General features: G+C 40.3%; 8 protein-coding genes. 4 read left to right on the top strand and 4 right to left on the bottom strand.

From position 1 onward, the window contains the following. Nucleotides 1-6 precede the first annotated feature (6 nt). Together ACFI4Z_RS09410 and ACFI4Z_RS09405 are read left to right on the top strand one after the other, a co-directional pair. A complete protein-coding gene (locus ACFI4Z_RS09410) occupies nucleotides 7-1,839 on the top strand; it encodes a DUF885 domain-containing protein (RefSeq protein ID WP_462670355.1) in 1,833 nt (610 codons plus the stop codon). A gap of 125 nt (nucleotides 1,840-1,964) precedes the next feature. Continuing rightward, a complete protein-coding gene (locus ACFI4Z_RS09405) occupies nucleotides 1,965-2,657 on the top strand; it encodes a hypothetical protein (RefSeq protein ID WP_462670354.1) in 693 nt (230 codons plus the stop codon). 91 nt (nucleotides 2,658-2,748) lie between these two features. Here ACFI4Z_RS09405 and ACFI4Z_RS09400 read toward each other — a convergent pair whose 3' ends face one another. Next, a complete protein-coding gene (locus ACFI4Z_RS09400; protein WP_462670353.1) occupies nucleotides 2,749-3,465 on the bottom strand; it encodes an SIMPL domain-containing protein in 717 nt (238 codons plus the stop codon). Nucleotides 3,466-3,581: 116 nt separating this feature from the next. Between ACFI4Z_RS09400 and ACFI4Z_RS09395 the strand changes: the two genes are divergently transcribed. Next, nucleotides 3,582-6,260: a bifunctional acetate--CoA ligase family protein/GNAT family N-acetyltransferase gene (locus ACFI4Z_RS09395; RefSeq protein WP_462670352.1), complete on the top strand. Its 2,679-nt coding sequence runs from the start codon at nucleotides 3,582-3,584 to the stop codon at nucleotides 6,258-6,260. A gap of 8 nt (nucleotides 6,261-6,268) precedes the next feature. Further along, nucleotides 6,269-7,234 (top strand): ion transporter, encoded by a 966-nt coding sequence (locus tag ACFI4Z_RS09390; RefSeq protein WP_462670351.1) that lies wholly within the window; start codon nucleotides 6,269-6,271, stop codon nucleotides 7,232-7,234. A gap of 102 nt (nucleotides 7,235-7,336) precedes the next feature. Here ACFI4Z_RS09390 and ACFI4Z_RS09385 read toward each other — a convergent pair whose 3' ends face one another. From ACFI4Z_RS09385 to ACFI4Z_RS09375, 3 genes are read right to left on the bottom strand one after another with little or no spacing between them, the layout of a single operon-like run. Beyond that, nucleotides 7,337-11,851 carry an EAL domain-containing protein gene (locus tag ACFI4Z_RS09385; RefSeq protein ID WP_462670350.1) on the bottom strand — a complete coding sequence of 1,505 codons (4,515 nt, stop codon included), beginning with the start codon at nucleotides 11,849-11,851 and terminating at the stop codon, nucleotides 7,337-7,339. A 3-nt stretch (nucleotides 11,852-11,854) separates the two neighbouring features. After that, nucleotides 11,855-12,283 carry a GNAT family N-acetyltransferase gene (locus ACFI4Z_RS09380; protein ID WP_462670349.1) on the bottom strand — a complete coding sequence of 143 codons (429 nt, stop codon included), beginning with the start codon at nucleotides 12,281-12,283 and terminating at the stop codon, nucleotides 11,855-11,857. A 2-nt stretch (nucleotides 12,284-12,285) separates the two neighbouring features. Continuing rightward, the gene (locus ACFI4Z_RS09375) at nucleotides 12,286-12,489 is read right to left on the bottom strand and encodes a DUF3283 family protein (protein ID WP_394192657.1); all 204 of its coding nucleotides are present in this window, start codon (nucleotides 12,487-12,489) and stop codon (nucleotides 12,286-12,288) included. Nucleotides 12,490-12,657: the final 168 nt, after the last annotated feature.

Genomic DNA, 12,657 nt, shown 5'->3' with positions numbered 1-12,657 from the left:
GAAAACATGCGTAAACTTACCTTTATCGCTGCCGCAGTGAGTATTGCACTGCTAGGTGGCTGCCAGCAAATGACTGAGCAAAAAAGCACTCAAACAGTTCAAGTGCAACCTGTTCAAAGCGAAATTGACAAAGCCAATGCGTTTTTTGAAGATACCTTCAACCGTGACGTGATGAGCAGTCCTGTTTATCAAACTTACATGGGTATCAAAAAAGATTACGACAAATGGGATGATGGTAGCGAAGAAAAAGCACTTAAAGATCTTCAGCAAACTAAAGACGACTTAATAGCATTAAATGCGATTAACCGTGACCTACTCGATGAAAATACGAAAGTAAGCTACGACCTTAAAAAACAAGACCTTGAAAACAGCATCGCTGATTTTAAGTGGCGCTACCATAATTACCCAGTGAACCAAATGTTTGGTGTTCACTCGATGATCCCTGCGTTTATGATAAACCAGCATCAAGTGTCTGACTTATCAGATGCTAAAGCGTATATCTCGCGTCTGAACGGTGTAACAACCGTTATCGATCAGTTAATTAAAGATTTAGAAACACGCGCTGACAAAGGCATTATTGCGCCTAAGTTTGTGTTTCCACATGTGATTGACTCAAGCAAAAATATCATTGTTGGCGCGCCATTTGAAAAAGGCGAAGATTCGACGTTACTTGCTGACTTTAAGCGTAAAGTAGCTGCACTAGAAATCGAACAAGCACAGAAAGATAGCCTGATCAGCGATGCTGAAGCAGCACTTAAGTCAGCTATAAAGCCATCTTACTCTAAGCTTATTAATTACTTAGCGCAGCTTGAAAAACGTGCTGACGACCGCGATGGTGCTTGGAAATTCCCTGATGGTGAAGCGTTCTACAACAACGCATTAGCACGTACAACGACGACTGACCTAACAGCAAAAGAAATCCACACTATAGGCCTAGCTGAAGTGTCTCGTATTCATGATGAAATGCGTGAAATCAAAGACAAGGTTGGCTTTAAAGGTGATTTAAAAGCGTTTATGCAGTTTATGAAAACTGACAAACAATTTTATTACCCGAATACAGCTGAGGGTAAGCAACGCTACCTTGACGAAGCAACGGCTATGATTGATAACATGAAGACGCGTTTAGACGAGCTTTTCATTGTTAAGCCAAAAGCTGATTTAAAAGTAAAAGCAGTTGAAGCATTCCGTGAAAAAGCTGCAGGTAAAGCATTCTATCAGCAACCTGCACCAGATGGTTCACGCCCTGGTATCTACTACGCAAACCTTTACGATATGGAAGCGATGCCAACATATCAAATGGAAGCACTTGCTTATCATGAAGGTATGCCTGGCCACCATATGCAAATTGCTATTTCGCAAGAACTAGAAGGCGTGCCTAAATTCCGTAAATTCGGTGGCTACACAGCGTACATTGAAGGCTGGGGTTTATACTCTGAATTAGTACCAAAAGAAATGGGCCTATATGAAGACCCATATTCAGATTTCGGCCGCCTTGCTATGGAACTATGGCGTGCATGTCGATTAGTTGTAGATACCGGTATCCACGAAATGAAGTGGACTCGCCAACAAGGTATCGACTACTACGTGAATAACACACCAAACGCGACCTCAGATGGCGTAAAAATGGTTGAACGTCACGTTGTAATGCCTTCACAAGCAACAGCTTACAAAGTAGGTATGCTTAAGATTTTAGAGCTACGTGAAGCTGCGAAAGTGAAACTTGGTGACAAGTTTGATATTCGTGAATTCCATGACGTTGTATTAAAAAATGGTGCAGTACCCTTAAACGTACTAGAAACATTTGTTGACCAATGGGTTGCAAGTAAATCAGCAGCTTAACAACACCTAAGTTAGTATATTAAAGGCCGCAATTGCGGCCTTTTTGCTGTTTGTAAACCTAGTTAACAGCTTGACCTGTAAATGGTTTCAGCTAGGATAGAATAAACGATAATGAGGGAATACCAATGGATACATGTATAAAACAACTAACACACCAGTTACAGCACCACCAGCTACAAGCTGTTGTGGATGACTTCCCTACATTATCGTCACAGCAACAAAGCATGCAATTGGTACATTTATATCAAACTGCACAGCGGATGGATGTTAAATACAGCTATTTGCAAAATGTAGCGACCCGAATACTTACAGAGCATCCATTTCCTAAAGATTTGATTAGTGAATTTAAAAACACTGACTTATTAAGCTTCTTTACTCCTGGGCTTAAATTTAACAATGGCTTTGCACTGCAAAATGGCCAAAATAACAATGTGATTCACACATTATTTAGCCACTGCGCAGCTAATAAACTTCCCTTTAATTATGTTCGTTCATTAATGCTATTTGAAAGCAATGAAAGCCTCTTACTCGCACTTACACAAGCAAATAATGCAGGATTAACGCCTGTTGCATGTTACATCACGTGCAATGTTGAACAAAAAAGTTTACCTAAGCACGAATTTTCCGCACTGCTCGCGCTAATGGAAGCGCAGTTTAAACAGCACGAAGACATCAATACAGCTGCATTTTTAAAAGCGCTGATCATGCTAAAAAACACACTAAAAAGTCAAAGCCTTAATGAGTACACAGTGCTGTTAGCAAGCGCTTACCTGCGTTGTAAAACAGAAAAAATTGAGACTTACCTTCAACAACATTAAAAAGAGTGGCCGTGAAGAGCTAACTTTAATTACAATCGCGCCTTAGAGTGTTCACATTACTGATTACATTAAACGCCAGACGCTGGGTAAATTAATCTGACAAGTAATATTCTACGCTCGTCACCACACGCACTTTTTTAAGCTGAGGTGTATTTGAATCTCTGTTCGAAATACTAAACTGCCCCTGACGCGCTGTTTTTATTTTACCTAATTGAGATTGTGAGTCTTTAGCAAACTTAATGGCGACTTCGCGTGCCTTTTCTGTCGCTTCTTGCACCATCGCAGGTTTTACATCATTTAGGCCGGTAAACAAATACTCAATGCGGGTTTCGTAACTATCTTGCACTATTGCAATCCCCTGCCTGGCTAATTGGCTTACTTTTGCTAAGGCATTTTGCACTTTTGATGGCTGCGATGAATAAACTGTAATATTGGCACGCGCTATGTATCTAAACTGTTGGTTTTCGCCGCCATATTCTCGCGCTTGTTTATCAACTATGGACTGAGCTCCACGACTTATTTCGTTGTCATCAAAACCATGTAATTTTAAAAATGCGATAACTGCATCATTTTTTTGTTCAATTCGCTCAACGAGCTTTTCAAGGTCGTTATCCGCATCACTAAATTGTAATGGCCATATAACTGTATCAGCTTCGACCTCCATCTCTGCAAGACCTTTAACCGTGACTGTACGTTCCATGCTTTTTACATCGATTGCAGCACTTTTTAAAATAACCCCTAACCCTAATAGACCAATTACAAATGCAACGGCTGCAATGGCAATATGAGTACTTTGTGTTTTACTCATTTATAACTCCTTGATATAGATCGCGAAAAATAGCACTAAAACGTGTTTCATTAAAATTTAAATGCTAGAGTTTAAGTGATTAACCTTAACCGCCACTTTACAGCAAAGGAAAAGCCATGAGTGTTAAGCGCATTAGCCAATTTTTTAACCCTACCTCAGTCGCCGTGATTGGGGCATCAAATAATGCATCTCGTGCAGGCTTTATAGTGATGCGTAATTTGCTTCAGGGTGGGTTTAAAGGTCCCATAATGCCTGTCAGCCCGACACACAAAGCCGTGCATGGTGTACTGGCCTACTCCTCTATCACTAAATTACCCATGGTGCCTGATCTGGCCGTTATTTGTACCAACAAACATACAGTAACAGACATTATAGTTGAGCTGGGTGAGTTCGGTTGCAAAAATGCCGTAGTCATTGCTGCAGGAATGAGTATAGAACAAAAAGAGTCGCTGAAAGTTGCGGCTAAAGCAGCCAATGTATCACTGCTTGGACCCAATTGTTTAGGATTACTTATTCCACACATAGGCCTTAATGCGAGCTTTTCCCACACGGTCACTTCACCGGGTAAAATTGCCTTCATTTCCCAGTCTGCAGCTGTATGTTCAACGATTTTAGACTGGGCAAAGAATAAAGAGATTGGTTTTTCTTACTTTGTGTCTGTGGGAGACTGTTTAGATATCGACTTTGCTGAGTTATTGGACTTTTTGGGTCGAGACGCAAAAACCAAAGCGATATTACTGTACATAGATAACATAGAAAATATCAGAAGCTTTATTTCAGCTGCGCGTGCAGCAGCATTCAGTAAACCTGTAATTGCAATTAAAACAGGCAAAACGGCCGCTGGCGCACTCGCTGCTGAAATTCATACTGGTGGAAAACAAAGCTCAGACGCCGTTTATGATGCGTTATTTCAACGAGCTGGTATGTTAAGGGTAAGCGATTTAACAGAGCTTTTTGCAGCAACTCAAACGCTTGCAATGCACCCTAAACTACTACAAATAGAACAACTCACCATTTTAACGAATGGCGGCGGGCCTGGTGTAATGGCGGTTGATAGCTTATTACAAAGCTCAGGGAAGCTTACTCAACTGAGCGAAGAAACTCGCGCAGCACTTAATAAAGTCATTCCGCAATCAGATATGACCTCTAACCCAGTTGATATTTTTGGCGACTCTTCCCCTACCCGCTATAAGCAAGCACTTGAAATTTTATTGCACGCAAAAGAAGTTAAAAACCTTTTAATTATTCACACTCCTTCGGCGATTGCCCCAAGCGAAGAATACGCACAAATTATCGCACAAACCCTAAATACATTACCTAAAATGGCACGGCCGTATGTTATCACCAACTTTATGGGCGAAGATGCTGCTTATGCTGCGAGGAAGTTGTGCAGCACGCATGCCATCCCTACATACAGGACTCCTGAAGGCGCGGTAAGGGCATATATGCACCTTGTTATATACCGACGAAATCAAAAGCATCTAACGCAAACTCCGGAGTCAAATACCGACAATGCGAAAATAAATAAAAGCGCTGCGAAAGAGTTAGTGCATCAATTTTTAGCCGACCAACAAAGTTACTTATCTACCCATCAATCAAGCCAAATCCTTGCTCACTATGGTATTGAGTGCATTCAAACTGAAGTCGCTTACACGCCAACAGAAGCAAAAGAACAGGCAATCGATTTAGGCTTTCCCGTTGCCTTAAAGCTGATAAGCCCAAGCATTCCTTCTAAATCAGAAGTCGGGGGAGTGGTACTAAACCTTAATGATGCACAAGAAGTTGAACAGACCGCTTTTGCTATGTTGTTACGAATTAAAAACACTTACCCTGATGCTATTATTGAAGGCTATTCATTGCAAAAAATGGCACCACGTGCGGGTGCTAATGAACTACGTATTGCGGTAAAAACTGAGCCTAATTTTGGCCCTGTTATACTCCTTGGAGAAGCCGGCACAGGGCTTGAGTTTGCTCAGGCTGCTGTTGCGCTGCCACCATTGAACATGAATTTAGCAAAATACTTAATTGCTGCCGCACATGATAAAGGCGTACTGAAAGATCGTATTTTGCCTGAAAAAGTTGATAAGTACCGCCTGTGTGCTTTACTTACACGAATATCACAACTGGTCATTGACCAACCCGATATAACCTCGGTTGAGTTAAACCCTATTTTAGCGAGTAATGGACAGTTTTTGGTACTTGATGCCACCATTACACTGAGCCACTACCAAGTACAATCGAATCGTAAGCGCTTATCTATCCGCCCTTACCCAATTGAGTTGGTTAAAAATGTCACGTTAAAAAACGATACAAAGGCAGTGCTACGCCCTATAAAGCCAGAAGATGAGCAAGCACATCAGGCATTTGATCAATCCCTAAGCAAAGAAGATCGTTACAAACGCTTTTTTGGTGAATTGCCACAGTTTAACCATGATCAACTAGCAAAAATGACACAAATTGATTATGACCGTGAAATGGCTTTTATCATCACACAAGAACAAGCAGGCCAAAACCTGACTTTAGGTGTATCGCGAGTATTAATGGATCCTGATAAAATTAGAGCCGAATTTGCGATTGTAGTGCGCTCAAACTGCCAAGGGTTAGGGCTAGGGGGTATGTTAATGCAGGCCGCAATTGAGCACTGCAAGAGCCAAGGAGTGCAAGTTATTGAAGGAATCACGCTGCCTGAAAATACCGGTATGATAGAGCTTGCTCGTAAGCTTGGCTTTAAAATCAGTCGTGATTTTGAAGAAGGTAGTATCAATATGGTACTTGAATTAAATACACAGCAGTAACAAAATAAATGCACACGGAACCTAATTTGACTACTTTACGTAAACGCACAGCGCTATTTTTTGAAGGTAATGGGGTATACCGTAAGGCGGGGCATTACATTGATATATTTCTAATATCGCTAATCATGATTAATGTGATTGCTATTGTGCTTGAATCCGTTGCCAGTTTGGCTCAACAGTATCAACATGAGTTTTTACTTCTTGAGTTAGTTTCTGTGAGTATTTTTGCTATCGAGTATTTACTTCGTCTTTGGTCTTGCGTTGAACGTGCACAGTATAAAAGTCTAGACTGTGGTAATTTTCAACGTCGTTTAAAATATTTACTCTCCCCTTTAGCATTAATTGATCTCGTAGCAATCCTACCTACTCTTTTAATGATGTTTATCACCTTTGATTTACGTTTTTTAAGAGTGCTCAGATTGCTACGTGTTTTTAAGCTCACTCGTTACTCGCGCGCAATGCAGCTACTCTTGCAATCATTTCGTGATGAAAGTAGTTCGCTTTTGGCAGCATTCTTTATCATGTCGGTGGTGCTTATTTTAGCATCGTGTGGAATATACCTGATAGAGCACGATATACAGCCCGATAAATTTGGTTCTATACCAGCAGCAATGTGGTGGGCTATGGCCACGTTGACAACGGTAGGCTATGGTGATGTTGTTCCAGTTACTCCTATGGGTCGCTTTTTCGGCGGTATGATCACCTTAGTGAGCATGGGCATGGTCGCTATTCCAACAGGGCTACTTGCCTCTAGCTTTTCTGAGCAATTACGAAAGCGCCGTTTAGATTTTAGTGATGCTGTACACGAGAACCTTCATGACGGTAAGCTCGACGATGAGCAACTTGAGTACTTAGAAACCCTACGCATTAAACTGGGGTTGAGTAAACAAGAGGCTAATAAAGTCATAAAAGAACAACTCAATGTGCGAAACCAACACTTATATTGTCGTCAATGCGGTGCAAGACAAGATTGACCTTAATGAGCTCATAGAATGAACACTAAAACCAAAGAGTGAATAAAAGTGCAGCCGGTTTCTATCACCTGAAATTTTAACTTAATGAGCTGTAAGTGCTTTTCAATCAGTAGATTTAGCTAATAAGCTGCACCAGTTTTTATTCAGCAATGCTGCAACATTATCACCTGGAATAGGCTTACTAAACAGGTAGCCTTGGAACATATTACAGCCAAGTGCGCGTAAAAAGTCTAACTGCTGTATTGTTTCTACCCCTTCAGCAACACATTCTTTACCTAAGCTTTTTGCTAATGCCATGGTAGATTCGATAATCGCCTCATCACCATTATCTATACCTATGTCTGCCACGAAACTACGGTCTATTTTTAACACATCAATGGGAAAGCGTTTTAAATAAGTGAGTGACGCATACCCAGTGCCAAAATCATCCATATATAAACGACACCCTATGTCTTTTAATTTAAGCATGCTCTTTAACGCATCTTCTGAGTCATCCATTAATACCGACTCTGTTATTTCAAACACTACGGTATCTGGCTTAACATTCGCGCTTTTTAGGGCCGTGCTAATCTCATCCACAAGTCCTTTATATTCAAAGTCGAGTGCGGATAAATTGATCGAGACGTACAAATTAGGGTTAATTAACTGCCATTGTTTTAATTCAATAAGTGCCCGCGATAACGTTTGTAACATTATCTTCGTTATCAAGCCTATGCTTTCAGCCACAAGTGCAAACTCTTGAGTGCCATACACATCATTATCTGGCCAGCGTAACAGCACCTCTAATCCTTCAACCTGCTGCTTGTTAGCATTTACGATAGGCTGATAATGATTGCAAAACTCGTGCTCTTTATAGGCTTTATTTAATTGCGATTCTAAATGTAATGCTCTTTGAACATGTACATTCATTTCCTGCTTATAAAATTGGTAACTGCCTTCCGCGCTTTTTTTCGCATGATAAAGCGCCACATCACTGGCTTTGAGTAAACTTTTACCGCAGTTCGCATCATCGGGGTAGATAGCAACACCAATACTTAAGCTCACATTTACGACTTGCTCGTTAATTAATATGCCATCGTTGACGCTATTCATAATCTTAGCGCACAACAAAACTACTTCTTCAATATGCTCTATATCTTCTACTAAGAGCATAAACTCATCACCATTAAAGCGGGCAATACTGTCATTATTGCGCAATCTCGACTTAATACGTTGCGCCACTAATTTAATTATAGTGTCTGCTGCTTCATGGCCTAGAGAGTCATTAAAATGCTTAAAGCGCTTAATATTAACATTGAGTACGGCGACTTTTCGGTGATGTGATTGAGCTTGCTCAAGCGCATGCTCTACACGGTCATTAAAGAGTGTTTTGTTGGGTAATCCAGTAAGGCCGTCATAGTTAGCTAACAAGAACAATTCATTTTCTGCCAGCTTTTGGGCGTGTATATCGGTTAAAATTACTACATAACTCTCAAGGCGATTATCATTGTCTGCAACGGCGCTTATTTTAATTAATACATGACGTAACTCGCCATTTGCTAACCTTACCGTATCCTCCGCACTGTAATGCTCTCCAACGTGCTGGTCTTTCATTATCCGTATGTAGTTCATTCGCTCTGAACGACTCATACCTAAATGTAAACTTCGGCTAGAGTTAAAATCTGTAGGAAAATCGAAGGCACTTTGTAATGCTTGATTGGTTGCTAAAATTCGCAGATTCTTATCTAAAATAAATACCCAATCACGGGTTTGCTCAAACGCAGCGCCAAATAGGCGCGCATGCTCTTCAAAAACAAGCTCTCTTGTCATATTGGTATAAGTACCAGCCACCTTCTCAGGGGTGCCACTTTGCCATGCCACTACTTTGCCAAAATCTTTATACCAACGCCAGTTTCCAGCCTTATGACGAAGCCGATAAGTGCAGTTGAAGTAGCCTTTCTCAGTCGATAAGAACTCTAGCCACTCGAGCCTAAATTTTTGCTTATCTTGTGGGTGAATTTTAGCTAAATATTCATCTAAATTAACCGTGTCAAACTCATAGCCCAGTTCGTTTTTCAATCTCGGTTGATAGATAATAGGGCTCGATGATTGCCAATCCCAAACACCTGAGTGACTCCCTTCTAGCGCTAATTTTAATCTAGCTTCACTTTCTTGACTTTCCCTATGTGCAGCCATCAATATATGTTGGATACGATTTCTGCGCATAACCCAGCCCGCAATGACCGCAAATAAAGTAACGGCGTATAAAGCCATAAACAGTGGCGATCGCCATAGTGGGTATTTAACTTCAATATCTAATGTGGCGGGGCGAGTAAAATCACCTGTTAATGGGTCTTTAGCCCAAATTTTTAGTTGGTAATTACCTGGGTTTAATTTTGGAAACAATACTCGGTTGTTGTTACGGGTATACGATTTTTGCCCATCAGAAAGCTGGTACTCGTAAACAATTCGTTCTTGATAATTAAACGCCATAGCAGAAAACGCGATCTCTAATCCTATGTCATCGTGCTCTAGCGTCACTTTTTTAATAGGCTGCTTTAAATCGACAGATAATTCACGTGACATAATATCAATGCTGGTCACATTAACACGATCAATTAAGCCATGCTTTGGACTATTATCATCAGGAAAAAAGTAAGTAATACCTTTGAGTGTGCCATACACAATTTGGCCTGTTTTTAATCGGGTAAATGCACCACTATTAAACTCAGTAGAAACAACACCTTCAGAATCCGTAAATTGCTGAAAATGTTTATTTTCAGGGTTTAAACGCCATATACCTTTATGGCTACTCATCCAAATCATACCAGACTCATCAAGCACCATATCGTATAATAAAGTACCCAATTGGTTTTTATCCAAATCAATGGTATATAAAAGCTTATAAGTGCTGGCATCAAGGCCTATCAAGCCAAAGTTTGAAAGTGAAATCCACAACACATTATTTTTATCAACAATGTAGGACATGACATTAATAGCTACATTTTCGTGCTGCTCAGGAACCGTATATATTTTTGAAAGCGCATACGTTTGAGGGTCTACATGGTACAAAACTCCCGCATTATAAAATAAAGGTGAGTCGGGCTTAGTGGATAGTGGTGGTAAAAAGCCATACGCTAAAAATGGTTCAAAATTCTCAAACTCACCTTTTAAAGGTGTAATAATCTGACTTTCCACATTGTACATAAATACCCCATATTCAGGGTGTACATAAAACAACTCACCATTGGGCATAAGTACAGTCCCATGCACCCAACCTTGGATCAAGTGTTGTTGGCTGGGGTCGTTGGTTTTGGCAGGTAAAATTTCATAGCTATTGGGGTCAAAACTGAAGACCCCGCGGTTAGTATGTAACCATAACTTATCTTTGTGCGCTTTAATTTTGTAGACGCTAAATTCAGTTGTAAATAAATCAACCTGATAATCTTTTAAAAACACCTCGCTTTGCATCGTTGTTAAATCAACAGCAGTTAAGCCATTGTGAGTTGCCAACCATACCCGATCACCGTACTCGGTAATTCCCCAAATTGATGGGTGTGATAGACCATCCCCTTTAATTTTACTGGCGTCTAAATTTTCAAAGTTATAGCTATCAAATGGCAAGTAAAAGGCACCATCACTTTTGGTTGCTACCCACATTGAACCGTTTTCATTTTTTACAATATCAATGATGCTGGTGTCGGATAAGGCGTAATTGCTTTGTTGAATACGGTTATCCTTTTCAAGTTCACCAGTTTTAGCATTATATTTAAATAGCCCTTTATCTGTGCCCAAGTCGTACATGCCTTCGTGGCTAATAATTTTCCAAATATTCAGGTTTGGCAATAATGTTCTATTTTTAAACGGGGTGTCTGGGCGCTCAAACATGCTTGGTAAGTCACTAATATCTACTTCATATAAACCGCGAACAGCTCCTACTAACAGTTTATTATTCTCAGCTAAAGCAAATGACTTAACGTAATTTTGATAAATATGATCAGGCTCGGTACTTAGGTGCTCCAAAGAGCGGTATTGACCTGTACTAATTTTGTAAACGTAGGCACCATCACTTGTTGCGATGAAAATATAATCTTGGTAATGAAATAAATCACGAATGACAGTACTGCGAGTTCGTTCAGGCAGTTCAAATATAGTTTCAATCTTGCTTGTTGCTAGGTCTAATCTGGCAAAGTCCCAACCACGACCTATCCATAACGATTTATCATCGGTGGCGAGCATACTGAAAACTGATTGGCTTAAAAATTGTTCCTCACTGACAGGCTTTGATAAAAACTGCTGATAACTATCGGTGACTGGATCATAGCGAAATAATCCAGCTAATAAAGAGGCAATCCAAATATAGCCCTCAGGGTCTTGGTAAATACGGTCAATAATGACTTCATCCAGCTCACCATTAGGGCCCGCAATATGAATAACTTGGTAGCCATCGTATCGATTTAACCCCCCTTCTGTCGCCAGCCAAAGGTATCCATTATTGTCTATCAGCATTTTGCTAACGTAGCTTTGGGATAACCCTTCGCTGGGCGATAAACGCTTTACTTTAGCGCCCACATCAAAGGCCATTCCAACGCCAATAGCGAACACTGTAAAGAGACATACTTTTAACCAGTTACCCATTCACTAACTCACATACTCTAAATTTACATCTATTGAGCACTGCAAAGGAACAATATTGCGTTGCTCATACGCCTTGAAAAGAACCTTTAATGGCGCAGGTAATGTTAACACAAAGTTAAAGCCAATTGACTGATAGAAATGAATTAAATTTTCATAAGCAAATGTGTACACAACACCTTGCTGTGCAGAGGTTGCCTGCTTTATTAACTTAGATGCGATACCTTGCTTACGCCATTGTGGCGCAACCAATACAGTGGATAAAAATAAATAGCTGTCGCGATTTTGCATACGACATGCTGCTATAATGTCAAAACCATCATAAGCAACCCAAACCGCATCCTGCCTGTTTGCTCGTCCTCTTGCATTATGTTGAGCATAAAATTTATTCACAAGAGGGGTTTTTAGCGCAGTTAATCGCTCAAACCTTGGCATTGTTAGCTTTGCATTAATGCTAAATATTGTTCGAATTTTTGTTTTAAAAATGCCTGCTCGGCATTCGGTCGACTGTTTATAGTCGAATAAACATTCTCACGAGTTTTCTTACCTCTTTTAATTTGGTACGCCCAAAAGGAGGCCTCATAATCGAGTTGAATTTGATATTTTTGATCACGCGGTAAAGAACACAAATTATATGCCATGATTTTCCAACTATATTAAAACCTATATTGGCACTGAGTATATACCCAAGCCACCTTAAGATGCGAGCGTCGTTGGAATTAAAAGCGATTTAGGCAAGGCATTGATTGCGAGTAATAGGGTTCTATTGTTTAAAACGACAACGCAGTATAAATCGCTTTTAAACCAAC

Source organism: Pseudoalteromonas sp. RWi3, assembly GCF_054960735.1.
The sequence above is the reverse complement of the archived record's forward strand: the minus strand, read 5'-3'. Positions and strand labels throughout refer to the sequence as shown.

Coding starts and splice junctions, on each gene's coding strand:
- ACFI4Z_RS09375 (WP_394192657.1), bottom strand. CDS start 12,489: ATGGCATATAATTTGTGTTCTTTACCGCGTGATCAAAAATATCAAATT.
- ACFI4Z_RS09400 (WP_462670353.1), bottom strand. CDS start 3,465: ATGAGTAAAACACAAAGTACTCATATTGCCATTGCAGCCGTTGCATTT.
- ACFI4Z_RS09395 (WP_462670352.1), top strand. CDS start 3,582: ATGAGTGTTAAGCGCATTAGCCAATTTTTTAACCCTACCTCAGTCGCC.
- ACFI4Z_RS09385 (WP_462670350.1), bottom strand. CDS start 11,851: ATGGGTAACTGGTTAAAAGTATGTCTCTTTACAGTGTTCGCTATTGGC.
- ACFI4Z_RS09380 (WP_462670349.1), bottom strand. CDS start 12,283: ATGCCAAGGTTTGAGCGATTAACTGCGCTAAAAACCCCTCTTGTGAAT.
- ACFI4Z_RS09405 (WP_462670354.1), top strand. CDS start 1,965: ATGGATACATGTATAAAACAACTAACACACCAGTTACAGCACCACCAG.
- ACFI4Z_RS09410 (WP_462670355.1), top strand. CDS start 7: ATGCGTAAACTTACCTTTATCGCTGCCGCAGTGAGTATTGCACTGCTA.
- ACFI4Z_RS09390 (WP_462670351.1), top strand. CDS start 6,269: ATGCACACGGAACCTAATTTGACTACTTTACGTAAACGCACAGCGCTA.